Source organism: Rhodococcus sp. P4_F3_2 (genome assembly GCF_056401335.1).
On record NZ_JBFUJN010000029.1, the window covers coordinates 70,197 to 93,368 of the forward strand.

27 protein-coding genes and 1 pseudogene are annotated in these 23,172 nt (G+C 62.5%); 10 read left to right on the forward strand and 18 right to left on the reverse strand.

The genetic code is table 11. The annotated features are described in order from the left end of the window. Positions 1-15: 15 nt before the first annotated feature. From AC1DWA_RS25700 to AC1DWA_RS25730, 7 genes are all read right to left on the reverse strand, one after another. Positions 16-519: a GbsR/MarR family transcriptional regulator gene (locus AC1DWA_RS25700; protein WP_020908019.1), complete on the reverse strand. Its 504-nt coding sequence runs from the start codon at positions 517-519 to the stop codon at positions 16-18. Between the two features lie 63 nt (positions 520-582). Beyond that, positions 583-897 (reverse strand): hypothetical protein, encoded by a 315-nt coding sequence (locus AC1DWA_RS25705; protein ID WP_020969806.1) that lies wholly within the window; start codon positions 895-897, stop codon positions 583-585. A 196-nt stretch (positions 898-1,093) separates the two neighbouring features. Beyond that, positions 1,094-2,347, reverse strand: coding sequence for a hypothetical protein (locus AC1DWA_RS25710; protein ID WP_477846891.1), 1,254 nt, complete (start codon positions 2,345-2,347; stop codon positions 1,094-1,096). Between the two features lie 34 nt (positions 2,348-2,381). Continuing rightward, positions 2,382-4,406 carry an ArnT family glycosyltransferase gene (locus tag AC1DWA_RS25715; RefSeq protein ID WP_477846892.1) on the reverse strand — a complete coding sequence of 675 codons (2,025 nt, stop codon included), beginning with the start codon at positions 4,404-4,406 and terminating at the stop codon, positions 2,382-2,384. A gap of 93 nt (positions 4,407-4,499) precedes the next feature. Continuing rightward, positions 4,500-5,012, reverse strand: a complete 513-nt coding sequence (locus AC1DWA_RS25720) for a GNAT family N-acetyltransferase (protein ID WP_477917192.1) — start codon at positions 5,010-5,012, stop codon at positions 4,500-4,502. A gap of 123 nt (positions 5,013-5,135) precedes the next feature. Then, the gene (locus tag AC1DWA_RS25725; RefSeq protein ID WP_477846893.1) at positions 5,136-6,440 is read right to left on the reverse strand and encodes an HNH endonuclease signature motif containing protein; all 1,305 of its coding nucleotides are present in this window, start codon (positions 6,438-6,440) and stop codon (positions 5,136-5,138) included. Positions 6,441-6,488: 48 nt separating this feature from the next. Beyond that, positions 6,489-7,382 (reverse strand): dihydrodipicolinate synthase family protein, encoded by an 894-nt coding sequence (locus AC1DWA_RS25730; RefSeq protein WP_259119518.1) that lies wholly within the window; start codon positions 7,380-7,382, stop codon positions 6,489-6,491. Between the two features lie 71 nt (positions 7,383-7,453). On the opposite strand from AC1DWA_RS25730, the gene AC1DWA_RS25735 reads away from it, so the two are divergent. After that, positions 7,454-8,362, forward strand: coding sequence for a LysR family transcriptional regulator (locus tag AC1DWA_RS25735; protein ID WP_477917194.1), 909 nt, complete (start codon positions 7,454-7,456; stop codon positions 8,360-8,362). Positions 8,363-8,368: 6 nt separating this feature from the next. Here AC1DWA_RS25735 and nadC read toward each other — a convergent pair whose 3' ends face one another. Genes nadC through nadA form a run of 3 tightly spaced genes read right to left on the reverse strand, consistent with a single transcriptional unit; the run spans position 8,369 to position 11,846 of the window. After that, positions 8,369-9,241, reverse strand: coding sequence for a carboxylating nicotinate-nucleotide diphosphorylase (gene nadC / locus AC1DWA_RS25740; RefSeq protein WP_211917621.1), 873 nt, complete (start codon positions 9,239-9,241; stop codon positions 8,369-8,371). After that, complete coding sequence (locus AC1DWA_RS25745; RefSeq protein ID WP_069146886.1) at positions 9,241-10,812, reverse strand: L-aspartate oxidase; 1,572 nt, start codon at positions 10,810-10,812, stop codon at positions 9,241-9,243. Before AC1DWA_RS25745 ends, nadC begins: the two co-directional genes overlap by 1 nt. After that, entirely contained in the window at positions 10,809-11,846 is a 1,038-nt protein-coding gene (gene nadA, locus AC1DWA_RS25750) for a quinolinate synthase NadA (RefSeq protein WP_020908027.1), read from the reverse strand. Before nadA ends, AC1DWA_RS25745 begins: the two co-directional genes overlap by 4 nt. 102 nt (positions 11,847-11,948) lie before the next feature. Here nadA and AC1DWA_RS25755 point away from each other — a divergent pair, with 102 nt between their 5' ends. Then, a complete protein-coding gene (locus AC1DWA_RS25755) occupies positions 11,949-12,677 on the forward strand; it encodes an NUDIX hydrolase (protein WP_007733069.1) in 729 nt (242 codons plus the stop codon). A 14-nt stretch (positions 12,678-12,691) separates the two neighbouring features. Here the strand turns inward: AC1DWA_RS25755 and AC1DWA_RS25760 are convergent, their stop codons facing one another. After that, entirely contained in the window at positions 12,692-13,024 is a 333-nt protein-coding gene (locus tag AC1DWA_RS25760) for an SDR family NAD(P)-dependent oxidoreductase (protein ID WP_477846894.1), read from the reverse strand. 110 nt (positions 13,025-13,134) lie between these two features. Continuing rightward, positions 13,135-13,737, reverse strand: a complete 603-nt coding sequence (locus AC1DWA_RS25765) for a TetR/AcrR family transcriptional regulator (protein WP_046378680.1) — start codon at positions 13,735-13,737, stop codon at positions 13,135-13,137. Positions 13,738-13,820: 83 nt separating this feature from the next. Here AC1DWA_RS25765 and AC1DWA_RS25770 point away from each other — a divergent pair, with 83 nt between their 5' ends. Next, on the forward strand, positions 13,821-14,651 hold the full coding sequence (locus AC1DWA_RS25770) for an SDR family NAD(P)-dependent oxidoreductase (protein WP_477917196.1): 831 nt from the start codon (positions 13,821-13,823) through the stop codon (positions 14,649-14,651). A 62-nt stretch (positions 14,652-14,713) separates the two neighbouring features. On the opposite strand, the gene AC1DWA_RS25775 is transcribed toward AC1DWA_RS25770, so the two are convergent. From AC1DWA_RS25775 to bioB, 3 genes and pseudogenes are all read right to left on the reverse strand, one after another. Beyond that, entirely contained in the window at positions 14,714-15,304 is a 591-nt protein-coding gene (locus AC1DWA_RS25775) for a DUF2567 domain-containing protein (protein WP_477846895.1), read from the reverse strand. Positions 15,305-15,315: 11 nt separating this feature from the next. Then, a pseudogene (gene bsaP, locus AC1DWA_RS25780) lies at positions 15,316-15,497 on the reverse strand (biotin synthase auxiliary protein BsaP). Beyond that, on the reverse strand, positions 15,494-16,507 hold the full coding sequence (gene bioB / locus AC1DWA_RS25785) for a biotin synthase BioB (protein WP_024487821.1): 1,014 nt from the start codon (positions 16,505-16,507) through the stop codon (positions 15,494-15,496). Before bioB ends, bsaP begins: the two are co-directional and overlap by 4 nt. A 164-nt stretch (positions 16,508-16,671) precedes the next feature. Here bioB and AC1DWA_RS25790 point away from each other — a divergent pair, with 164 nt between their 5' ends. Continuing rightward, a complete protein-coding gene (locus AC1DWA_RS25790; protein WP_020908033.1) occupies positions 16,672-17,328 on the forward strand; it encodes a TetR/AcrR family transcriptional regulator C-terminal domain-containing protein in 657 nt (218 codons plus the stop codon). On the opposite strand, the gene AC1DWA_RS25795 is transcribed toward AC1DWA_RS25790, so the two are convergent. Both AC1DWA_RS25795 and AC1DWA_RS25800 read right to left on the reverse strand, forming a co-directional pair. Then, the gene (locus AC1DWA_RS25795; RefSeq protein WP_021333691.1) at positions 17,314-17,634 is read right to left on the reverse strand and encodes an AzlD domain-containing protein; all 321 of its coding nucleotides are present in this window, start codon (positions 17,632-17,634) and stop codon (positions 17,314-17,316) included. The two genes, AC1DWA_RS25790 and AC1DWA_RS25795, sit on opposite strands and share 15 nt — an antisense overlap. Next, positions 17,631-18,326 carry an AzlC family ABC transporter permease gene (locus tag AC1DWA_RS25800; RefSeq protein WP_037137219.1) on the reverse strand — a complete coding sequence of 232 codons (696 nt, stop codon included), beginning with the start codon at positions 18,324-18,326 and terminating at the stop codon, positions 17,631-17,633. The genes AC1DWA_RS25795 and AC1DWA_RS25800 overlap by 4 nt, the downstream gene beginning before the upstream one ends. Before the next feature lie 64 nt (positions 18,327-18,390). On the opposite strand from AC1DWA_RS25800, the gene AC1DWA_RS25805 reads away from it, so the two are divergent. From AC1DWA_RS25805 to AC1DWA_RS25815, 3 genes are all read left to right on the forward strand, one after another. After that, a complete protein-coding gene (locus AC1DWA_RS25805; protein ID WP_279164162.1) occupies positions 18,391-18,963 on the forward strand; it encodes a helix-turn-helix domain-containing protein in 573 nt (190 codons plus the stop codon). 101 nt (positions 18,964-19,064) lie between these two features. Further along, positions 19,065-19,478, forward strand: coding sequence for a VOC family protein (locus AC1DWA_RS25810; protein ID WP_477846896.1), 414 nt, complete (start codon positions 19,065-19,067; stop codon positions 19,476-19,478). A gap of 29 nt (positions 19,479-19,507) precedes the next feature. Further along, a complete protein-coding gene (locus tag AC1DWA_RS25815; protein WP_019748818.1) occupies positions 19,508-19,882 on the forward strand; it encodes a VOC family protein in 375 nt (124 codons plus the stop codon). Between the two features lie 5 nt (positions 19,883-19,887). Here the strand turns inward: AC1DWA_RS25815 and AC1DWA_RS25820 are convergent, their stop codons facing one another. Then, positions 19,888-20,052, reverse strand: a complete 165-nt coding sequence (locus tag AC1DWA_RS25820) for a hypothetical protein (RefSeq protein ID WP_019748819.1) — start codon at positions 20,050-20,052, stop codon at positions 19,888-19,890. Between the two features lie 288 nt (positions 20,053-20,340). Between AC1DWA_RS25820 and AC1DWA_RS25825 the strand changes: the two genes are divergently transcribed. Genes AC1DWA_RS25825 through AC1DWA_RS25835 form a run of 3 tightly spaced genes read left to right on the forward strand, consistent with a single transcriptional unit; the run spans position 20,341 to position 22,940 of the window. Further along, positions 20,341-20,469, forward strand: a complete 129-nt coding sequence (locus AC1DWA_RS25825; RefSeq protein WP_021333694.1) for a hypothetical protein — start codon at positions 20,341-20,343, stop codon at positions 20,467-20,469. After that, a complete protein-coding gene (locus tag AC1DWA_RS25830; protein WP_477846897.1) occupies positions 20,453-20,956 on the forward strand; it encodes a tail fiber domain-containing protein in 504 nt (167 codons plus the stop codon). The genes AC1DWA_RS25825 and AC1DWA_RS25830 overlap by 17 nt, the downstream gene beginning before the upstream one ends. Before the next feature lie 10 nt (positions 20,957-20,966). After that, positions 20,967-22,940, forward strand: a complete 1,974-nt coding sequence (locus AC1DWA_RS25835; protein ID WP_477846898.1) for a helix-turn-helix domain-containing protein — start codon at positions 20,967-20,969, stop codon at positions 22,938-22,940. Positions 22,941-23,172 lie beyond the last annotated feature (232 nt).

Consider the following 23,172-nt stretch of genomic DNA (forward strand, 5'->3'; position numbering starts at 1 on the left):
CGAGAAGCCCGCGTCCTATTCGGATGCGGGCTTCTTGCCGTCGCGTTGGGCTTTGAATCGCATCCACTCGCTACTCAACATTCGATTGTCGATGATCCACCCCATGTAATCGCGCATGTTGAGGACACGAATGTAGGCGGGGCCGTTGGGATTTGCGTACTGCAGTGCTTCAGTCGCGAGTTTGCGTTGATTCTCGAGATACACGTGCTCTGTTTCGAGGAATCCGCCCCACACGTCGGAATCCATGACGTAGTAGTGAGTCCGATCCCGAGGCTTGCGCGTGAGCTTGACGAACCCCCGGTCGATCAACCGGCGAATGTAAGTGGACACCGATCCGCGACTGGCGCCCAGTGCCTGCGCCAACTCTTCGGCACTGACCCCTGGCGACTCGCTGATCAACAAATAGCCCGCAATGCGTCCCTCGATGCGAGCTCCACCACCGGACTGCCAGTACACGGAGAACTGGTCAATGAACCACGTGGAGAAGTCGTCACCGCGAGCAGGGCTGGCATCGCCCATTCGTTGAGCCTCCGACGTCACTCGACAACAAGAACATTGACTTCCGATTCTGCCAGCTGATGCCTACACCCACGCATTCCGCGTCGCCGCAGGGTCGCCCGAGAAGTCGTGCGCTGTGAAGTCGGCACACGTCACCGTCGTCGCCGACCCATTCGGCTCGCGGACTTGGACGACCATCGAGCTCACCGAATCACCAAGAGGCGAAGCCTGAATGGCCCGGGCGGTCAACGAAGCCGAGTCGCGCGGGTCGGTATCCACGACGCACAGATCGAGGCGGACATTTCGCGATTCACTATCAAACGATCCGCCGCCGACTGTCAATCCAGTAGGTAACTCGGATGCTCGTGAGCGCAGTGCGTCAGCCAATGCCGCCTCCACAATGGGGGCTCCTGGGCACTCTGAACCTGCAGAAAGACCACCGGATGGTGTCGCCCGCGAGGGTGACGATTGCTCCAGATCGACTGTGCATCCCACGAGTCCGATCGAGGAAGCCATGCCTACTACGCAAATCAACAGACGCCACCGACCAATTTCCCCTGCCATTCGCGACACGGTAACCGAGACGCGTCCACTACTACCGCGAAATCAACAATCCTGGTGTAGTTGCGATGAACTCGAGCTCTTCGATCGTCAAAGGCGACGCCGATGTGGAGCCAGCCGATGTCACGAACTGGGTCACCACTACTGTTTCGCCGGAGGGGTGAACAACCCGGACCGTGTCATCGCCCGAGCCATCGGGATCGACCAGGCGAGTCACCGTGGTGGCGTTGGGCAACGTCAGGATCGCGCCTGGTTCCGGGACGGCCGTACCAATCGATATTTCGACATCACCGCGGCCGTCCGATGTCGAGACGACGATTCGTTCGCACGCCCCTCCCCGTCCGTAGTCATCCGGAACCAGCGAACCGAGCGGGCGTTCCAAAGTGACCTCTTCTGCGCCGAGATCCTTCCAACGTGCATCGAGCAACAGATTCAGTCGGTCGATATCCATGCGCGTCGCAGGTGGACCGGCATTCACGGAATCGGTGTAGCAGGATGCCATCGGTGGCGGCGTCGAGTCTGGGACCGGCTCAGTCACAGCGAGCCCGGGCGCTGTCGCGACCGCGATCAGTTCGTCCATCGTCAAAAGCGGACCAGTATCCGTCGAAGTGCCGGTCGACGTGTCGATGCTCGCAACAACTCTGGATCCGTCACCGAGATACGCGACTACACCGCGCTCGCCCCCGACTTCCGAACCGTCTTTGTCTTCGAAATCTGCTCGGTCCTCGAAATCTGCGATGTCGAGTACCGTTCCGTTCGCGAGATACTCCCGCCGATCCACCAGCCCCTCCAGGCACGGTGGCACCGGCTGATCCCATGCACGAACCTGAACCGAGATATCCGCAGTCCGCCCGACGCGAGTCAAGGTTCCCTTCGCCGACGTCGAACCGCTGAACTCGATCGGGTCGACCCCGTCGGGAAACGAAACGCCACGGTAATTCTGGATCGGCGCGAACTCGAGCGATTTCGATGGACTCGCAAATGCAACGTCGACATCGGAAGGCAACGATTCGAGTAGTGCGTCGCTCATGGCGGTGGCCTTCGGTCCCGAGAACCATGGATAGTCCGGGTCGTCATAACCGGGCTCACCGGTAAAACCGTAGTTGATGCGCACCGGCGGACCTGGCGATTCCACCGACTCGCAGCCGGGAATCGACGTGCCCGTGCCCTCGTTCGTCACCGCTGCGACAACAGTTCCCAATGCGACGATCGAGACGATCACCAGCCCGTCGCGCCAGGTCCATTGTTCGCGGCGACGGTTCGACTCGTGTGCGGTGCGCCCAGACATTTCTCGATCATTGCCTACGACAACAACTACGTCGCTATCCGACATACCCGCTGAGGTCGTAGATCGTGGAATTTCCCACCGTTGTCGACGAGAAATTCGCTTCGACCCATTCCTGAATAGCACTCGACGTACTGTCCCCGCCTTGGCTGTCTTTCGGGCTTCCGCCCTGGCCACTGGCGATGTAATAGTGGATCTCGCCGTCTGCCACGTACTCGATGAACTGGTCCAGCGTCGGTGCGGGATCAGAACTCCAACCGCCGATCGCCATCACCGCAGTATCGCTGGCCAACTCGTAGGTTGCTGCGCTTTGCGATCCGTTGGTCGCGGCCGACCACGTGGTGCCCGCATTGACCAACATTGCCGTCAACTCGGAAGTACTTTCGCTACCACTGCTTGTTCCTGGCCCACTCGTTGTTCCTGGCCCACTCGCCGTCGGATTACTGCTCGCGTCATCAGAGTTCGGCAAAGCCTCACCGTCTCCCTGCCCTTGGTCCCCACCCATGCCTCCTCCCCCGCCCATTCCGGAGTCGGACACGGCGCCGGTTGGTCCTGCCGTCGGGATGGACCCACCATGCGCTGTTGCGGCAGTGGCAATCGTGTAAGACGCCGAACCGGTTATCCCTGCCAACGAACCGATGATCAATCCAGCGACAGCGAGCTTGCGAAATCGACCCTTGGCTCCCACCAGAACCAGGATCGCGCCGACGACAGTGCCCGCCAACAGAATCCACTTCAACATCGGCAGCCATTCGGCATTGCGGTGCAACAACACCCAGCTCCAAATTCCTGCGGCCAGCATCATCGCTGCCAAGCCGCAGCGTCCGATCCAGCGGGCACGCACCAACCACAGGGCGTATCCACCGACGCCGATCATCCCCGCAACAGTAGGCGCCAGCGCAACTGTGTAATAGGGGTGGATCGTTCCGGACATGTAGCTGAAGATCAGGCCGGTAACGAGAAACCAACCACCCCACAGGATCAACGACGCACGGAGAAGATCTGTGCGCGGTGCACGCCCACGGGCGAGGAGTCCGAACACCAACGCGATCAGTGCCGCAGGAATCAGCCAGGAAATCTGGATACCCATCTCGCTGCCGAACAGCCGATCGAGTCCGGCACTTCCCCCAAAGCTGGAACCTGCACTGCCACCAGCCATTCCACTACTACCACCGGACATTCCGCCACCGGTCTTCCCGAAAAGTCGACCCAATCCGTTGTATCCCAGTACCAAGTCCATGACGCTGTTGTTGGTCGATCCGCCGATGTACGGGCGAGAATCAGCGGGCCACAGCCACACTGCCAACACCCACCACCCAGCCGATATGACAACGGACGCAGCACCGATCACCAGGTGGAACAGGCGAGTCCGCAAGCGCACCTGTCCGGCAATCAAATACGCGGCACCAAATGCAGGCAACACCATCAGCCCTTGCAACATCTTGGTGAGAAAAGCGAAGCCCAGCGCGACTCCGGCGAGCGCCACCCACATTGCGGCTCGTCGACCCACCGCCGTGCTCATGGCGCGAATCACGAAGTAGCCGGCGAGAGTCATGAGCAGAACAAGCAATGCATCGGGATTGTCGAACTTGAACATCAGGGCGGCAGCGGGCGTAGCTGCCAACACAGCTCCCGCCACAAGACCCGCAGCCGGCGTCGCCACTCGTTTGACGGCCGCATACACGAGCGCAACCGATCCGACGCCCATCAACGCCTGCGGAACAAGAAGGCTGGCACTCGAAAATCCGAAGATTCGTCCGGACAGACCCATGACCCACAATGAAGCGGGCGGTTTGTCGACAGTGATGAAATTCGAGGTATCGAGGGAACCGAAGAACCACGCTTTCCAATTCTGGGAGCCGGCCTGCGCCGCCGCAGCGTAGAAGGTGTTGGCGTAGCCACTCGCGGTCAAATTCCACAAATACAAGACCGCCGTTGCTGCCAACAGGATCGTCAGCGCCAATCCTGTACGGCGAGTGCGGAACCACGACGGCGAGGGCTCGGCTCGATGGGCAGTTGGTGTCGGCCGCTGAGGCGGGGCCGGATGCAGAACGGCGGTCATCAGGAAGTCCCTTCGCGAGTTACTGTCCTGCCAACGATCGCGCGTTCAACCCCGGCGGCACTGGGAGCCGGCTGGAAAGTTGCTGTGAATGAATCAGGTCAGGGAACGCTCGAACAGCACGACGCTGAACCAACCGTTGTCGACAACATCTCCGAAGTCACGACGCCCTACCTCGGCGAAACCCGCGTCTCGGTAATAACGGCGCAACCGCACGTTCGTTTCGACACAATCGAGCCGCAAGTACTGCGCGTCCTCCTCCGCGGACCGTCGATGGGCCCAGACGAGTAAGCGTTCTCCCAACGAGTTGCCCGAGAATTCTCGATCGATAACCAATCCGTGCACGTAGCCGGCAGGCTCGTWCGAATCGGGCCAGACCACGGGGTCTGACCAGATCAACCGCAGGGCGCCGACAATCCTTGACTGCGCCCGGTCTCGCGCAACAAAGAACTCCCCTCTCGAAATCTGCTCCACGACCTGCTCGACAGACACTTCACGCGGGCGCCACTGGATGATTCCGCGTTCTGCCAACCAGTCTTCTGCCGCGTGCCGCAGCGCCAGAATCTTCGGCCCATCGCTCTCGACCGCTTGCACAACGTCCACAACCATATGACCTCCCCCATATCTGCAGCCGTTCACAACACCACGGCCTCCAGGCCCCAACCCGGATGTATCTCCGAGTTGAAGCCTATCGACGTGAAGTTGTGTACCTGAACGGGTGTCACCACTCAGTCAGGTTTTGAAGGTGGTGTTTGCCGGCCTGGGGTGCTGGCCGGGGTCGATCGAGGGCGGTGGGATGAACCACGGTTTGTTGTCGACGCCGATGCGGATCACCCATTTCCCGACGAACCCCGTTTTGCGGTGCATCAGCCGGTGATGTGAACGGCACAGCAGGACAAGGTTGTTCATCACCGTCGGGCCACCGTTAGCCCAGTGCCGGATGTGGTGCGCATCGGTCCACGCGGGCACGCATGTGCAGCCGGGGAACGCGCAGCCTTTGTCCCTCGCGATCAACGCCACTCGCTGTTCGGCGGACACTAATCGCTTTCCGGGTTTCGCATCGAGCGGCGCGCCGTGACCGTCGAGCAGCACCGTGGACAGGAAGCAGTCACACCCGAGGAGTCTGGTCTGCGAAACGGACGGTGGCCCCAGCCAGGGCATGTGCCCGACATCGAGATCCGGCACAGCCACTCCACCACGAGAAGCAGCGGGTGCGGCGGCGCAGTCCCGATGCTCCGCGAGATCGCGGGCGTTGATGTGCACGTTCACGTGCGGGCGTTGACCACCGTCGGTGCCGGTTTTGGCGCAGTCGAGGTAGCGGCGGATCAGTTCGGTGAACCCGTCCGCGGTCCGCTTCGCTGCCGACCGAGAATCCGGGGTTCCATCGGGTGCCGGGGTGGGCATCGTCAGATTCGACAACGCCGACAACAACATTTCCCCGGTGAGAGCGTCGAAATCACCGCGCACCACCACCCGACCGTTCAACGTCGACGCGATCCGCAACTCATTCCGATCCACATCCTCGGCAGGCGGAATCTCATCCGATTCGAACACTCGCTCCAAGGTCGCGATCACATTCCGGATCTTCGTGGTCGTCGCCTCCACGCCCGACGCGGCAGCCAACAACAAATCGATGCACTTCGGTAGCGCTTCCTCCGGCATCCCCTTCGGCGGTGACTCGCAGAACGCCACGATCAACACCGCGTGCTCGAACGAGCAATCCCCGACATCAAAGCGGGCAGCCACCGCCGGAAACGGGCGCAGCGCTGCACCGAGGGCGGCGATCTTCTTCCCGTCCCGGATTTGCAGCATCGTGTTCGCCGCCAACCACGACCCCACCCCGCGGCTGGCAATCACCTGATCATCCGGCCGCAACGACAACTCGTCCACCACCTCCACACGAACAGCCTCGAGACGAAGAACCTCCGCACTCGCCTCGATAGCAGCAGCCCGCAATTCCGCGGCAGTCAACCGCCACAGACGTCCGCGCAACCCCACCGCAGAACCAGACACCACATCCGACAACAGAACACTCATTGAATCCCCCGATCCCCACCCCCAACAATACTCGAACACCCGTTCGAGTCAAGAGTGGTAGACCTCGAGCGCCCGCGCTACCGATTCGTCACTCGCAGGTAGCAACGGCAGTCTCACATGGGGAGTCGGAATCTGCCCCAATGCATGCAACACGCCCTTGATGACAGTCGGGTTCGATTCGGAAAAGAGAGCTCCTGACAGCGTCGACAACCGTCGCCCAAGATCGCGAACACTGTCCACATCTCCACTGTCCCAAGCCTTCACCAGGCGCACGAACTCGGCGGTCGACAGATGAGCGGACGCCAAGATTCCGCCTGACGCACCCAAGGCCAGAAGCGGCGCGAGGAACAGATCATCCCCCGCCAGCACGGCGAAGTCGTCCGGAAGATCCGCGAAGAGTTCGACGGCAGCTGCGTCGATACCGCCCGCGGCATACTTCACACCAACAACCCCGGGCAAATCACCCAGCTCCCGCAAAGTGCCGCTGTCCAGATCGCACGCAGTTCGGTACGGCACGTGATAGACGATCAGCGGCACGCGGCTCGACGACTGCAGATGCGCGAAATGCGCCACCACACCGGCTTTCGACGGCCTCGTGAAGGAGGGAACCGGCACCAAGGCCGCCGAGACGTCAGGCCACCGAGTCAGCCTCCCGAGCGCCTGCGCACTGCCCGCCGTGTCGTTGCTACCCGCGCCCACGATCAACGTCGCACCTCTCGCACGGCACACGCTCGCACAGATATCCAGAACGGTCACTCTCTCCTGCTCGGTGAGGGTTGCGGTTTCCGCTGTAGTCCCCAGTGCAACGAGTCCGACCGCACCGTCGGAGAGGACCTGGTGCGCAAGCTGTTCGAGTGCGTCGGTTGCAACACGACCGTCGCTCTCGAAGGGCGTGATCAGTGGTACATGGATTCCGGCCAGGTCAACTCGAGTCGTAGTCATAGAACTCAGCCTCACCGAACAGACCTTGTAGGTCTAGTTCGCATTTCCATCGTCGAGCGTAAGCTGAGCTGATGCTCGAWGTTCGTCGACTGAAGCTATTGCGCGAACTGGCGCTGCGCGGAACCATCGTTGCCGTTGCCGAGGCGCTGTCGTTCAGTCCCTCCGCGGTGTCGCAGCAATTGGCCGTCCTCGAACGTGAAGCCGGCGTGCCGCTGCTGGAACGAACAGGCCGTCGCGTCCGCCTCACGCCGGCCGGTGAGAACCTCGCACGTCATGCCGAAGTCATCCTGCAACGCCTGGAGCAGGCGTCGGGTGAATTGGTCGACGCGCGTCGTGGACTGGCGGGGCCGCTGCGCATCGGAACGTTCCCGACCGCCGCACGGGCGATCCTCCCGCCGGCATTGATCGCCCTCTCTCGCGAGCATCCCGGGTTGGAACCGATGGTTTCGGAGATCGACCCAGCGGACGTCGCCGACGCCCTACGAGCTGGGAATCTGGACTTGGCGTTGATTCACGACTACGACTTCGTCCCTCGTCCCAGCGAACCGGGCCTGACAGCGTTGCCTCTGTGCAGCGAATCGGTCTATCTGGCGTCGAACGACACCGCTACAGATCCCGACAGCACCATTACCGCGCTGACCCACTGCGTGGAGCAGCACTGGATTACTGCGATCCCCGGAACTGCTTGTCATGCAATGACCATTCGCGCGTGCCAAGCGGCCGGGTTCACCCCGAAAGTGCGACACCACATCGACGAGTTCGCCACCGTTCTCGCCCTCGTCGCTGCAGGGCAGGGCGTTTCACTGGTCCCGGAACTCGGAGCCATCCATCCGCCACTCGGAGTGCGCCTGACGCCGATGCCCATTCGACGAAGGACCAAGATCGCACACCGAGCCGGCTCCGACGCTCACCCGGCGGTCGCAACCGTGACAAGCGCGCTTCGCTCGGCCGTCCCGCAACTGCTGGACGCCGAGCGATAGCGGCACCTACATGTCGAGCCCGAGGTCGAGCACTGTCACCGAGTGCGTCAAGGCACCTACAGCGAGGTAGTCGACGCCGGTTCGGGCGTACTCTGCGGCAACGTCGATGGTGAGACCACCGGATGACTCGAGCTTGGTTTCGGGGGCAACAGCGTCTCGGCGTTGGACCGCGATCTGCGTCTGCCACAGCGGGAAGTTGTCCAGCAGAACAAGTTCCACGTTCTCCGCCAGCACCTGGTCGAGCTGAGTGAGGTTGTCGACCTCGACTTCGCACTCGATGTCCGGGGCGAGCTCACGGACCGCACGAAGTGCTGCGACCACCGAACCGGCAGCGGCAACGTGGTTGTCCTTGATCAACGCCGCGTCACCCAATCCCATGCGGTGGTTGACGCCTCCGCCCACGTGGACTGCATATTTCTGCAGAGAACGCAGTCCGGGCAGTGTCTTTCGGCTGTCCCGCACTTTGGCATGAGTGCCGGCGATGGCGTCGACCCACTGCGACGTCGCCGTGGCGATTCCCGAGAGATGGCAGACGAGGTTGAGCATCGTCCGCTCTGCCGTGAGAAGGCCGCGGGTGGGCGCGACGACGGTGAGCACCGATTGACCTGGCGCAACCCGAGTTCCATCGGCCACCCGATCAACGACCTCGTAGTTACCCGCGCCGATCACCTCGTCGAGAACAAGCAGTCCGACGTCGATGCCGGCGACAGTACCCGAGGAGCGTGAGACGACCGAAGCCTTCGCGACCGCATCGGCGGGAACCGTTGCGGTAGAAGTGATATCAGGGCCATAGCGCAGATCCTCGTCCAGAGCGAGCCTGACCAACGTGAGCAGTTCGTCACGGTCGATCGGCGCGGGCAGGATCTTCTGCTCGGTCATCAATGAACTCCTGTCAACAACATGTCTAGTATTTCGAGCGCTCCATCGGCACTCATCTTGATCCGAGTGCTGCGACGCTGATTCGGATCTGTTTCAGGATAGTCGGTGCGGGTGTGACAGCCTCGGCTCTCGGTTCGTGCCACGGCTACATCGACCAACGCTGTCGCGGTCAGTGTGAGCGCCGCGTCTTCGAGGTCCCCAGCAGCCACCGCCACTGTCTGATCGGCGTCGGCAAGCGCGGCTCGCGCAGTCTGGAGACCGCCTCCGTCGCGAACCACCGACGCGTGTGCTGTCATGACGGACTGCACAGTCTCTCGTGGGAGGATCGGCATCGGCTTGCGCACCACGTTGACCACTTCGGCATGAACCTCGCGACGCTCGGCAGCTGCGATTCCGGCACGCTCCCCGACCACCAAACCCTCGAGAAGGCTGTTGGACGCAAGACGATTCGCGCCGTGCAATCCCGTGCGAGCCACTTCGCCGGCTGCGTAGAGTCCAGGCACTCCCGTTCGTCCATGGACGTCGGTGGCGACTCCACCGCACGAGTAGTGCGCGGCCGGAGCGACCGGAATGAGTTGGGTGCGTGGATCGATGCCCGCTTCGAGACAGGATGCGGTGATCGTCGGGAACCGCGAATCGAAGCCGTCGAGCTTGCGGGCGTCGAGGTAGACGTGATCGGTGCCGAGATCTCGTAGGCGTGCTGCGATTGCGCGCGAGACCACGTCACGCGGGGCGAGATCACCCAGCGGATGAACACCTGCGGTGACCGAATCGCCGTTGGTGTCGACAAGAATCGCACCTTCGCCGCGGACCGCCTCACTGATCAAGGGCCGGCGACCCACTCCACCCGGAGTGAAGAGCACCGTCGGATGGAACTGAACGAATTCCAGATCCGCAATTGCCGCACCTGCTTCGAGCGCCAACGCGATTCCGTCGGCAGTTGCGCCGGGCGGATTTGTACTGCAGGCATACAGCTGACCGAGTCCACCGGTAGCGAGCAGTACCGCGGGCGCATGGATCACTCCGAGCCCTTCCGGCGAGGAGACAATGAGTCCACACACCCCGCGCCGGTTGGTCACCACCTGGACTGCCGCTGCACCGAACAGAACGGGGAGGCCGGCAGCGTTGAGAGCCCGCTGCACTTCCGCGCCCGTGGCGTCGCCGCCCGCATGGATGATCCGACGCGTGCTGTGCCCACCCTCGCGGGTGCGCGACACCTCGCCGTCTCGCCCGCGATCGAAGACCGCGCCCAACGCGGCCAGCGCCGCAACTGCGTCGTGACCAGCTTCGACGATGGAATAGACGGCTTCCTCGTCGCACAAGCCGACGCCGGCCTCACACGTATCCGCAACGTGCGACTCGACGGAATCCGTATTCAGATCGTCGACGACTGCGATGCCGCCCTGCGCGTACTGAGTCGAGGTGTCCGTCGGACCACCCTTGCTGACCGTGAGTACTTTCAGCCCCCGCAGAGAAGCGGTGCGCGCAGCGGTGAGGCCCGCGACACCGCCTCCCACGACGACCAGGTCGGCATGAGCCTCCCAGGCGAAACGCCCGGCAGGGCTGCTCACTCGCCGCCGCCCGGATTACCGATCTCGATCATGCGCTGCACCGATTTCTGTGCACGCTTGGCCATCTCGAGATCGACGTGGACCTCGTCCTTGCCCTCGAGAAGGCAGCGAAGCAACGCGGCAGGCGTGATCATCTTCATGTACGGGCACGACGCGCGGTCGTTGACGGCCTGGAAATCGACGTCGGGCGCTGCCTTGCGCAACTGGTGCAGCATCCCGATCTCGGTGGCGACCAGAACCTGCTTGCTCTTGGTGACGCGGGCAGCGTCGAGCATTCCGCCGGTGGAGAGGATCTTGACCTTGTCCGCGGGGACCGCGCCTTCACCGGCGAGGTACAGAGCCGAAGTAGCGCAACCACATTCAGGGTGCACAAAAAGCTCGGCATCGGGGTGAGCCTTGGACTTCGCCGTCAACTCGTCACCGTTGATACCCGCGTGGACGTGGCATTCACCGGCCCAGATCTGCATGTTGGTGCGGCCTGTGACGCGCTTGACGTGAGCTCCGAGGAACTGGTCCGGGAGGAAGAGAACTTCCCGGTCGGGATCAATCGAGTTGACCACGTCGACGGCATTGGACGACGTGCAGCAGATGTCGGTGAGACCCTTGACCTCGGCCGTGGTGTTGACATAGGACACGACGAGGGCGTTCGGGTTGTCGGCCTTCCACTCACGAAGCTGCTCGGCATTGATCGAGTCGGCCAGAGAGCAGCCGGCACGCTCGTCCGGGATCAGCACCGTCTTGGACGGCGACAGGATCTTCGCGGTCTCGGCCATGAAGTGCACACCGCAGAAGACAATCGTGTCCTCGGGCGCCTCGGCAGCGATTCGCGAAAGCGCCAGGGAGTCGCCGACATGATCGGCGACGTCCTGAATCGCAGGCAGCTGGTAGTTGTGCGCAAGAATCGTCGCGCCGCGTTCGCGAGCCAGACGTTTGATCTCAGCGGCCCACTCGGGGGTCGCTTCGACTCCGTTGTATCCGCCGGGGCCGTCGTGAATCTGCGAGGCCGATCCCTCCCATAACGTCGTGGTCGTCATGGCGTTCTCCTTCACCGTGAACCCGGGCTCGTCACCCAGTTCAAATCCGGACGGGCTGGCCCGGATTTCCGTATTCGAGGTTTTCGACTTAGGATCGAAAACGTGCCCAATAGTAACACCACCCACGAAGTGCTTGCAGCGGTGTTCCAAGTTCGCACCTTCCCCGCAAGCATCGCCGCAGGTGACGGCGATCACTGCCCACAAGGGCGCGAAGAGTTGGCCGTGCTGCTGTGGCAGCGCGCACTCAACCCACAGAAAGGCACATGGTCCCTGCCCGGGGGCACTTTGCGCGACGACGAGGACCTGACGACCTCCGCTCGACGACTCCTCGCCGAGAAGGTCGACCTACGAAAGGTCGCCCACCTCGAGCAACTCTCCGTCTTCAGTGATCCACAACGAGTGCCGGGCCCGCGCCGCATCGCGTCGACCTTCCTCGGACTCGTTCCCCTCAGCGCCGACCCACAACTTCCGCCCGACACGGCCTGGCACCCTGTTTCGAAGTTGCCGGAGATGTCGTTCGACCACGGAACCGTCGTACGGCACGCGCGTAATCGACTGGCTGCAAAACTCTCCTACACCAACATCGCATTCGGGCTGGCTCCCGAAGAGTTCGCGATGTCGACACTGCGCGAAATCTACTGCGCCGCACTCGGTTACCAAGTCGACGCAACCAACTTGCAACGCGTACTGGGTCGCCGAGGCGTACTGACTCCCACCGGCAACACCGCACCGTCCGGCAAGTCGGGCGGACGCCCACCGGCCCTGTACCGCTTCACCGACTCCACCTTGCGAGTCACCGACGAGTTCGCGGCACTGCGTCCCCCGAGCTGACGTCGATCAGGTTCTCAGGCAACGGCTTCGAAACTTCCGCGTTGCAGCCACGCCGAGTTCACCGCGCCGGCCGGATCGATGACCCGATTGATTGCGCCGAACCGCGTCGTCACCCGATCGAGAATCCGATCGGCCTGCCAACGATCCGTCGGATCAGCGACTATCGCAAAGAAGCGATGGGTCGGTTTTCCCGCCATGATGCGCACCAATTCTGTCACCGTCCGCGCGGTGGCCGCCACGCTCCAACCGGCGTCGAGAAACTCGGTGGCGATACGCGCACCGTGCTCGAATCCGATGTCCGTGACAAGTACAACTCCCCTGTTCGGGGCGATCTCAGAAACGCTCATTGCGAAACCTCCACTCGGAATCAAACTTCTTGACTCCCATGTAAGTCCGCAATCTTGTGGCTCCCTTGTGTTGGTTCTGTGAGAACTCTGGGGATTCCGCGCCCCACACATCAGGCAGATCGAGACAGCCCCGCCCAGAAGACCGTCGAGGCCGCGTTCACCACATCGCCGACCGGCACGTCGCCCAACATTCCGCCCGCGGCCAGCGTCGCGACGCCATGGAACGTCGCAAAGGCAACCAGCGCAATACTTTCCGGATCACCGGCGGCAATGTCACCCGCAGCCTGCGCTTCCGATACGAGCCGAACGGTCAGGTCCATCGTCGCGTGCCCCGCGTTCACGACAGTCTCGGCCGCACCGGGTGCATGCTTGTTGCTGTACATCAGAGACAACAGGCCCGGATGCTCCAACGCAAAATCCACATAGGCGTTGGCGAGCGAGGAGAACCGGGCTCTCGCGGTCGGCGGCGCCTCCGAAACTGCTCGCTCGAGTGCACCGGTCATCCGATGGAATCCGCTTTCAGCCAAGGCGTCGAGCAAAGCCTGACGGTCGCGAAAATGCTTGCCGGGGGCCGCGTGACTCACGCCCGCCTCGCGCGCAAGCTGCCGCAGCGACAACTTGTCGACGCCATCACGCTCGAGGGTCGCTTCAGCTGACGCCAGGAGTTCCTGTCGCAGGCTGCCGTGGTGGTACGGCTGTTCGTGGGCGGGCATGGTGGCACCATATCAAAATGTTGTCATTGACAACTATGGTGTCAGTGCCTACATTTGGGATCACCCGAACCGAAGGAGCCACCATGGCCATCGACGTAGCCGGAACCACCGTCCTCATCACCGGAGCCAGCGCTGGGCTCGGAGTGGAATTCGCTCACCGCTTCGCCGCTCGCGGTGCAAATCTGGTTCTCGTCGCCAGGCGGGCAGATCGCCTCGAAGCCCTCGCTACCGAACTCCGCGTCGCCCACGGCATCACAGTCACAGTTCTGCCTGCCGACCTGGCGGCGCCCGGCGTCGGCGCAACACTGCACCAGGATCTGACAAACCGTGGCATCACCGTCACCTCGCTGATCAACAACGCCGGATTCGGAACACACGGAGCATTCGTGGACGAAGATCTCGAGCGCGTCACGTCCGAAATTCAGCTCAACATCGCCACGCTGGTCGAACTGACGCACACCTTCCTGCCCGATCTCCTGGGCGGACGTGGAGCGCTCGTCAACATCGCGAGCACGGCGTCGTTCCAGCCGACCCCTGGCATGGCCGTCTACGGCGCGTCCAAGGCTTTTGTACTCAACTTCACCGAAGCACTCTGGGCAGAAGCTCGCGGCAGCGGATTGACCGTATTGGCGGTGTGCCCCGGCCCGACACGAACCGAGTTCTTCGACGTCGTCGGCTCCGAAGATGCTGCGGTCGGGCGCATGCAGACGGCAACTCAGGTGGTGGATACAGCTTTCCGGGCACTGGATCGACGCAACGCACCGCCGACAGTCGTATCAGGTTTGCCGAATTGGGTGTCCTCGATCAGCACTCGGTTCGCAACCCGCCGGTTGGGAGCGTTGATTTCGGGTCGACTGTTGGGTGACGTGCGAATGAAGTCCGCAGYGAACCGCCCGTCGACGTCGGCGGTATAGAGAAGCGTCGGCTGTATAGAAGCAACGGCTGTATAGAAGCAACGGCTACATAGAAGCAACGGCTACGGGAGTTTCGGCTGGACCTCGTCGTCGGTCTGTTCGGCCTCGGTGGCCGGATCTCCAGATTCCGGATCCCCAGATTCCGGGTGGCCCCCCACACCGAGGTCGTCGTACGGATTGAGCACTGCGAGAACCAAAGTCACGACGCACGCCGCAAGCGGCTGAAACAGAAGCACGAGCAACGTGCCGATGTTCGGTGCCCGCGCGATGATCTCCCCGACCGCCGGATTGTCGGCGGTGGGGAAACGCAGTTTTGTCACGCCCGAACCCACGAGTGCCATCAGTCCGGCACCTGCCGCCGAGCCGACTATCAACCCACCCAGGGCATACGGGCCTCGACTCAGACGCGCCAACCACGCCGCTACTGCCGACAGCACACCGACGATCAGTGCCAGCCAGATGAACACAGCACTCGCGTCGAACTGATGGAGGCTCTCACCCGTCAACGCGACGCCGCGCCCCTCGGACACCACCAACAGATGCTCGGCCGGAGCCAAGAACGCCCACACCACACCGACGAGCACGCTCACGCCCGCAGTGGTTGCGGCGATCACGATCGCGGTGCGCAGACGAGTCTGCCGAAGAGAGATCACACAGAGTGACGCTACCTGCGGGCGGCGTCGATCGAGTCGACGACACCGTGTCGGGAGCATTTCGCCCACCATCCGTCAGGGCTGACCTGAACGATCATGCGGCGCCCGCACTGCTCGCAGAAGCGAGGCGGCTCTAGCCCCATCGACGCCCGGTGAACGGGTTGTACCGCTCCTCGGTCACCGGAGTGCTCACAGAGTGTCGTTCAGTGCTTTGATCGGCATCTGCAGATCCACCAACAAATCCAGATCCTTCTCGGCGGGACGCCCGAGGGTGGTCAGGTAGTTGCCGACGATGACGGCGTTGATTCCGCCGAGGATGCCCTGCTTGGCACCCAGATCGCCGAGAGTGATCTCGCGTCCACCCGCGAAGCGCAGGATCGTGCGGGGCAGCGCGAGACGGAATGCCGCCACGGACTTGAGCGCCTCGCTGGCGGGCAGCACATCCAGATCCCCGAAAGGGGTGCCGGGACGCGGATTGAGGAAGTTGAGCGGGACCTCGTCCGGCTCGAGTTCAGCCAAGTTCGCGGCAAATTCTGCACGCTGCTCCAATGATTCACCCATACCGAGGATTCCGCCGCAGCACACTTCCATGCCTGCTTCGCGAACCATCCGAAGCGTGTTCCACCGCTCTTCCCACGAGTGTGTGGTCACGACGTTCGGGAAGTGCGACTTCGAGGTCTCCAAGTTGTGGTTGTACCGGTGCACACCCATGGCGGCCAGTTGGTCGACCTGTTCCTGGGTCAGCATGCCGAGCGAGCAGGCGATCTGGATGTCGACCTCATTGCGGATCGCCTCGATACCTGCGGCCACCTGAGCGAGCAACCGGGCGTCAGGTCCGCGGACGGCGGCCACGATGCAGAACTCGGTAGCGCCCGACTTCGCAGTCTGCTTGGCAGCTTCCACCAGGCTCGGGATGTCCAACCAGGCCGCGCGAACCGGCGACTGGAAGAGTCCGGACTGCGAGCAGAAATGGCAGTCCTCGGGGCAACCGCCCGTCTTGAGGCTGATGATGCCCTCGACCTCGACCTCCGGTCCACACCATTTCATACGCACATCGTGGGCGAGAGCCAGCAGGTCTTCGAGCCTGTCGTCGTCGAGTCGGAGTACGTCGAGCACCTGGCTTTCGGTCAGGCCAACTCCTCTTTCGAGAACTTGCTCGCGCGCCTGGTCGAGGATGTCGACCGTCGCAGGGGCCGTGCTAATCGGGGGCGGGGTCACAGACGTCTCCTTCGAAACCAGCAAAATTGAACACCGTACAAGTTGAACGGTGTTCACGTTAGAGACGTGGTGGAATACTGTCAAAGGCGGGTCCGATCGACAACCGATCGCGAGCGCCCCACAGCGGGACGAAACGAGGGGAACAACAAGTGCAGTTGCGACGCGGCGACGTGCTGGACGGCGCCATGGCGATACTCGACGAGTTCGGACTTGCCGACCTCACGATGCGCAGGCTCGCAACGTCACTGGGTGTCCAACCCGGCGCCCTGTACTGGCACTTCCCGAACAAGCAGACCTTGCTCGGTGCGGTCGTCGACAAGATCCTCGAAGACCTCGACACTCCCGTAGACGCAGAGACATGGCAAGACGCGTATTCCGAACTGGCACACAGACTTCGGTCTGCCCTGCTGGCGCACCGCGACGGCGCCGAGTTGGTCAGTGCCACCTTCGCCTCGCGGATGACAAGCAGCAAGGTGCGCGAGCACTTCGTACACGCCGGCGAAGAATCCGGGCTATCACGCGAGCATGCCCAACTCGCGGCGTACGCCCTGCTGTACTACGTACTCGGCCACACCGTCGACGAGCAGTCCCGAGCGCAGATGGAAGAAATGGGGGCACTTACCCGAGCACCCATTTCCCCCGACTCCCCCGAGGTGATCGGCGGCGGTTCCGACGAGGACCTCCTCGACGGCGATCCGACAGTGCGCTTCCAGTTCGGCCTGGACCTGTTCATCGACGGCATCCGCACTCGCCTGAATTCGACCACACATTCAACGCGCACCGAATCGGCTCTACGACACCCCTGACAGCCGTAGTAATGCAGTAGTGCCGGCCGCGGCAATCACCACTAGTACCAACGGCGCCTTGAACCAGGCGCAGATACCTCCGGCCACCACACCGAGCATCCGCGCCGGCCCTGCAACGTCATGCCCGATGAAGATCGTCGATGTCGCAACCACTGCAAGCAGCAGCACCACGACAGCACGATCGAGGGTTTTCTCGGCAAAGCTCGAAAGCTTCACCCGAGCGCGGAGCAGAACGCCACTTACCCGCAAAGCGTAAGAGCCGCAAGCGAACACGACAATACCGATCCAGACCGACGCGGTATTCATCGAACCTTCTCCCGGAACGGTATCGTCACCGCGATACTCAGCAGCGCTACGAGCGGCGCGGTACCGGGCGGCAGGAACGGCGACGTGGCCACCGCGACTGCTGCACCGGTCAGGGCGGCAAGCAGCGTCACCTTTTCCTTCAGCGCAGGCAAGACAAGGGCCAGAATGACAGCCGGAAACGCGGCATCCAATCCCAACGCGCCGGGGTCTCGGACGACGCTGCCGAGCAGCCCGCCCAGCAGCGCTCCGATCGGCCACGACACCGCGATCCCGATTCCACAGAACCAAAAAGCCGCACGCTTGCGCTCCACCGATTCCTGCGCCATGGCGACCGCGACGCTTTCGTCGTTGACCAGGTGCGCGCCGACCATACTGCGCCAGCCTGAATCTTTGTAGCGACCCGTGCCGAGAAATGATCCTGCCGACATCCCGTAGGCGAAGTTACGTGAGTTGATCAACAAGCCCGCCACAACAGCAGCGGTGGCACTGCCTCCGGCTGCGATGATTCCGATGAACAAGAACTCCGAAGACGCTCCCAGAACGAGTACAGCCAATGCCGAAAGCTGCCACAACGAGAATCCAGCCGATCCTGCCGTCACACCGTAGGACACACCGACGATGGCCACGGAGAGCCAGATCAGCACGCTCACCCGAACCGTGTCTCGATCAACTGTTCGCCATAAAGAACGCATGTATTCTATGTTGAACGAAGTGACACCGTTCGTCAAGTAGAACGACCGATCGGAGAATCGAACGATGACCAGTGATGAAACGGATACAGCGGAGACTCCTCAGAAACTGGTCGCCGTCGCACTCAAACGCGAACGTGCCCGAGCAGGCTTGAGCCTCTCGGAGGTGGCGCGGCGCGCCGACATCGCCAAATCCACACTCTCCCAACTCGAATCCGGCCTCGGGAACCCGAGCCTCGAAACACTGTGGGCACTCGGCAACGCGTTGGGTGTGCCGTTCTCACAACTCGTCGACTCGCAGGCACAGACCGTTCAATTGATTCGAGCCGGAGAAGGTCCCGCGATTGCGTCGGCAAACGCGTCGTACATCGCGACGCTCTTGGCGCCGAGCCCACCGAACGCACGACGTGATCTGTATCGCATAGTCGCCGAACCGGGCGAGCCGCGTATTTCGACTCCGCATGCGCGCGGCACCACCGAACACGTTGTGATCGGCACCGGGCGAGCGGAGGTCGGGCCCACCGCAGATCCGATCGAGCTCGGCCCGGGCGACTATCTCGCTTATCCCGGCGACGAGGAGCATATCTTTCGGGCGCTCGAACCAGGGACGACGGCGATCATGGTGTCGGAACACAGCTGAGCCGCGATGAGTTTCGCCGCTGCGGGAAGTCTGTATCTGGGAGGTGATGTGGCCAGAGCCTCGATTGCCGACGACAGTAACGACCGACAGCAGGAGGACCCATGTCCGGATCCAGCATCAGCAGCATTTTGCTCTCGAGCACCAACCCCGAACGTTTGCGCGACTGGTACGCCGAGGCGTTCGCCCCGAAGGTCGACCGGACTCCCGGTGACCCTGGCTACGACGTCCTCGACTTCAACGGTTTCTACGTAATGCTCGACAAACGCGACGACGTCGGTGAGACCAACCCCCAGCCGGGTCGCATGTTCCTCAACGTCGAGACCGACGACGCCCGGTCGATCGCACACCGCATCGACGCACTCGGCGGAAACTGGCACGCTCCGCTCGAAGTCCGCGGGGGCAGTTTGTTCGCCACCGCGATCGACCCCGACGGAAACTACGTTCAGATCATCGAGTTCAGCGAGGAAGCCAGGGCCGACATGGAATCCGGAATGACGGATTCCCAACCCACCTAGTCCGACACCAGCTAGGAACGGAGACAGTCATGCTTGCGGACACCAAAGCATTCAGCGGATTTTCGGTGACAGACATCGATGCTGCAAAGAAGTTCTACGGCGAAATACTCGGGCTGAAAGTGACCGATGAAGACATGGGGCTGATTCGGCTACATCTTGCCGGCGGAACCGAAATCCTCGTCTATCCCAAACCGAATCACGAAGCGGCGACGTACACGATTCTCAACTTCGTCGTCGACGACATCGACACAACCGTCGATCAACTGACCGCACGTGGCGTGGAGTTTCTGAAATACGACGGATTCCCCCAGGATGCGCGAGGCATCATGCGTGGCAACGGCCCGGACATCGCGTGGTTCACCGATCCAGCCGGCAATGTTCTGTCGGTAATCAAGGAGTCCTGACGCGCTTAACCGCTGAACAGCTGTGACTGCCGCTGTTCAGCGGTGTCGGTGTTGGAGCGTTCTGCTGCCGCAGTTTCACGCTCGGCCGCCAGTTGCTCGGCGCTTTTTGCGTCGACAACGGGCTCCGACGCGCTGAGGTCGGAAAACAAGCCATTGCTCGATTCGTTCACATGCCACCCTTTTGCCTGGTCATCGTTGCCGCGCGCAGATAAACCTGCGTTAGAGATCGGTCGATGGCTACTCAATTACTGCCGCCCGTACGGCGCCGACAAGGCGCCGATGACCCAGCAGTTCTTGACCCAGTGTTGCACGCCTGTGTTTTCCACGAGAAATTCGGTCCAGACGGGTTGTCATCGCCCGCACGGCGGAGCAATGTGAAAGATGAGCGCGGAGCAGGTCGGCAGCACTTTCGTCGGACACCTGGCCCCTCAATTCACCGCACAATTTTTGGAGGAATCATGTTGGGAATTGCTTTGGGCCTCGGCAGCGCTGCTGTCGGAATCGGCCTCGGACTACTGGGCGCGGGAGCGGGAATACTGCTGAGCGACAAGACCGTCAAAACTGCGCGACGTGACCTCACCGCCTGACGAGGGCGAGCGCACTGACTATTTGGGCACTCGGGTCAACGCGGCGATGCGCCACCCAGCGCAGTGGGTGCTCTCGCACGCCACGCGTCGCCGCGGCGTGGACACAGACGCAGCCGTTCCCACCAGTGCCCAGGACGTGCTCGACCGGCTGACGGCTCTCCGAATCAGCACGTGGAGTTACGGTTTCGACCACAAGTCGATCCGTCATCTCGGACCGATGGCACAGGATTTTGCCGCAGTCTTCGGCCTGGGGTCCAACACCCGTCGGATCTCGGCCGTCGATGCAAACGGCGTCTGCATGGCGAGCATTCAAGCATTGAACCGCAAAGTTCTCGCCCTCGAGACAAAGGTCAGCGCGCTCGAGAAGGACATGGACAGGATGCACGAAGAACTGGGAGGCACGGGCACGGATCGAAATGCATTAGAAGCCAACAACAGTCACACATCCCCGCCGCTCGACGAGTTCGGTAGGTCCGCAGGTCTGTAGTTTGTTCGGTGTGACCGCCCCTGATTCAGACTCCGACTCGGAACCCAACGAGATTGCCGCACTGTTCGACGTGACGTCCGACTCCGTCGGTGACGAACATGTCGAACAGGTACTTTCCGAATTCGGCCTCGGCGCAACGGAGATCACGCAGACCGCGGCCCGCATCCGGGCCAGTCGGTCGGAATTTCGCCGACTGCGCCGTCGCGAGAACGAATTGGCGGTCCTCTACTCGAGTGCGCGTGAACTCGCGCAAGTTCGCGACGTGGACACTCTGCTCCAGCGACTCGTCAACCGAGCACACGACATCATGGGCACCGACGTCACGTACCTCTCCGAGTTCGATGTGGTCACCAGAGATCTGAATGTTCGAAAGACAGCAGGCGCCGTCTCGCCGGAGCTACAGCATTTGCAGGTTCCTGCCGGCGCGGGACTGGTCAGTGCGATTGCCGAATCTCGAGCAGCCCAATGGGTTCAGAACTACAGCGACTACACGCAGTCGCGTCACGACGAGGTGGTCGACGCCGCGATAGTCGCCGAAGGTCTGGTGGCGATTCTCGGCGTGCCGATGCTCTCGGACGGCCAGATCCTCGGAGTCCTGTTTGCCGCCGACCGCCGGGAACGACGATTTACTGCCGATCAGATAGCCCTGCTCTCGGCGCTGGCGGATCATGCCTCGGTGGTCCTGCAAACCGCGCGGGCGCTCGACCGCGCCGAGGAATCCGCCGCCGAGACCGGGCGAGCACTCGACGAACTGCGGGAGCACGTGTCCGCGCGCGACAAGTCGAACATCGTCCACCAGGATCTGATCCACGCCGTTCTCCGTGGCGGCGGATACGCCCAGGTTGCACGAACCCTCAGCAGCGCACTCGAGCGCGGCACCGTCGTGGTCGACAGTGAGCTACGCCCTCTGGTCAAATCCTCGGGCGAGCAGATCACGACGGTGCCGTTGTCTCTACCTCGCGCCGTGTCCGAGGCCATCGACCTGAGTCGCCGAAGCGGCCGATGCACGTTTGTCGCCGATGACAGTGAAACCGTGATCCAACTCGTCAGCGCCATCACCGCCGGCGAATCATTCCTCGGGGCCATCTTGCTGAATCGTTCGGACGCGCCGATCGGACCTGTCGAACTCAGGACCGTGGAACGGGCCGCTCAGGTTACTGCGATCCTCGTGTTGCAACACACGGCGGCGGCAGCAGCGGATCGGCGCGCACGTGACGAACTGGTCGCCGATCTGTTGAGCACTGCGCCCGAGCGCAGGCGCGACCTCGAACGTCGGACCCGCAACCTCGGCATCTCCCTCGGCGAACTCGATACCGTCCTCGTGGTGTCGGTTGCTCCGGAACTCCGCACCGCTGCGCTCCGCGCAATCGGGCAGAGTTTGCCGGTCGGGGCTTTGGCGTCGCAGCACGCCGGATTGATCGCGGTGGTCTCGCGCTCGGGGAACCCGGCAGCCGCGGCGACCGTCGTTCACCGCCAGATCACCGGTTCGGTGGGACCTCACGCCGTGGTGATTGCGCCGGCAACGGCGGAGCGTCCCGAAGACCTCCCGGCGCGCTTCACCTCTGCCCTGCGTACTGCTCGCCTGCTCTCGGCGTTGGGCAAGACCGACGGCGCGGTCACGACGGCGTCGTATCTGCCGTACACCGTTCTGTTCGGCGAAAATCCGGAATCACTTCATCAGTTCATCGATGACGTGATCGGCCCGGTACTCGCCTACGACCGCGACAAGGACACCGATCTCACTGCGACCCTGCGCGCCCTCGTGCGCAACGAAGGAAGCCCGACCAAGGCTGCCCGCGCCCTCAACTATCACCCGAACACCGTCGTTCAGCGTCTCGAGCGCATCCGCACGCTCCTCGGTCACTCGTGGCGTGAAGACGAGAACTTCTTTCGGGTGTCCATGGCGACGAGGCTCGACGAGCTTCGGCAAGTGGGCGCCGAAGAGGCCGGGGGTGAGACCGTCGACAAAGACGGTGGTGCATGACACTACAATTTCGACCGATCGATGTGCCCTGAGCACGTGGCCTGGCAGCCATCACCCTCCCTACTGTGAAGCGGAGCACAGAATCACTTCAGGAGGACCACCCCCCGTGTCAATCAACAGCCGGTCTATCAATAGCCGTATCGCCAATTTCCGGTCCTACGATGTCGCCGCACGGCGCGCCGAGATCGTCCGCCAGACGGACCTGACCGAAGCAGACATCGCGGTCTACGAC

What these genes read in the sequence shown, in the direction of transcription:
- AC1DWA_RS25810 (WP_477846896.1), top strand. Translation starts at nt 19,065, where the DNA reads ATGTCCGGATCCAGCATCAGCAGCATTTTGCTCTCGAGCACCAACCCC.
- AC1DWA_RS25795 (WP_021333691.1), bottom strand. Translation starts at nt 17,634, where the DNA reads ATGAATACCGCGTCGGTCTGGATCGGTATTGTCGTGTTCGCTTGCGGC.
- AC1DWA_RS25725 (WP_477846893.1), bottom strand. Translation starts at nt 6,440, where the DNA reads ATGAGTGTTCTGTTGTCGGATGTGGTGTCTGGTTCTGCGGTGGGGTTG.
- AC1DWA_RS25715 (WP_477846892.1), bottom strand. Translation starts at nt 4,406, where the DNA reads ATGACCGCCGTTCTGCATCCGGCCCCGCCTCAGCGGCCGACACCAACT.
- AC1DWA_RS25730 (WP_259119518.1), bottom strand. Translation starts at nt 7,382, where the DNA reads ATGACTACGACTCGAGTTGACCTGGCCGGAATCCATGTACCACTGATC.
- AC1DWA_RS25800 (WP_037137219.1), bottom strand. Translation starts at nt 18,326, where the DNA reads ATGCGTTCTTTATGGCGAACAGTTGATCGAGACACGGTTCGGGTGAGC.
- nadC (WP_211917621.1), bottom strand. Translation starts at nt 9,241, where the DNA reads ATGACCGAGCAGAAGATCCTGCCCGCGCCGATCGACCGTGACGAACTG.
- nadA (WP_020908027.1), bottom strand. Translation starts at nt 11,846, where the DNA reads ATGACGACCACGACGTTATGGGAGGGATCGGCCTCGCAGATTCACGAC.
- AC1DWA_RS25765 (WP_046378680.1), bottom strand. Translation starts at nt 13,737, where the DNA reads ATGCCCGCCCACGAACAGCCGTACCACCACGGCAGCCTGCGACAGGAA.
- AC1DWA_RS25760 (WP_477846894.1), bottom strand. Translation starts at nt 13,024, where the DNA reads ATGAGCGTTTCTGAGATCGCCCCGAACAGGGGAGTTGTACTTGTCACG.
- AC1DWA_RS25825 (WP_021333694.1), top strand. Translation starts at nt 20,341, where the DNA reads ATGTTGGGAATTGCTTTGGGCCTCGGCAGCGCTGCTGTCGGAATCGGC.
- AC1DWA_RS25805 (WP_279164162.1), top strand. Translation starts at nt 18,391, where the DNA reads ATGACCAGTGATGAAACGGATACAGCGGAGACTCCTCAGAAACTGGTC.
- AC1DWA_RS25710 (WP_477846891.1), bottom strand. Translation starts at nt 2,347, where the DNA reads ATGTCTGGGCGCACCGCACACGAGTCGAACCGTCGCCGCGAACAATGG.
- AC1DWA_RS25700 (WP_020908019.1), bottom strand. Translation starts at nt 519, where the DNA reads ATGGGCGATGCCAGCCCTGCTCGCGGTGACGACTTCTCCACGTGGTTC.
- AC1DWA_RS25815 (WP_019748818.1), top strand. Translation starts at nt 19,508, where the DNA reads ATGCTTGCGGACACCAAAGCATTCAGCGGATTTTCGGTGACAGACATC.